Consider the following 202-nt stretch of genomic DNA (forward strand, 5'->3'; position numbering starts at 1 on the left):
GCCGTAGGTCGCCAGCAGCGCCTGCGCCTCGATCGGGTCACCGAGACGCGTACCGGTCCCGTGCGCCTCCACCGCATCCACCTCAGCAGGCGACAGACCAGCATCCGCAAGGGCGGCACGGATCACCCGCTCCTGCGACGGACCGTTCGGCGCCGTCAAACCATTACTCGCACCATCCTGATTGACGGCGCTGCCGCGTACG

The 202-nt window shown here is 68.8% G+C and carries 1 protein-coding gene; it reads right to left on the bottom strand.

All coding sequences use genetic code 11. The annotated features are described in order from the left end of the window. On the bottom strand, positions 1-202 hold a 202-nt coding region (locus IF23_RS33305), incomplete at both ends, for a hypothetical protein (protein WP_157848113.1).

It is taken from the genome of Streptomyces catenulae (assembly GCF_000718015.1).
GTDB lineage: Bacteria > Actinomycetota > Actinomycetes > Streptomycetales > Streptomycetaceae > Streptomyces > Streptomyces catenulae.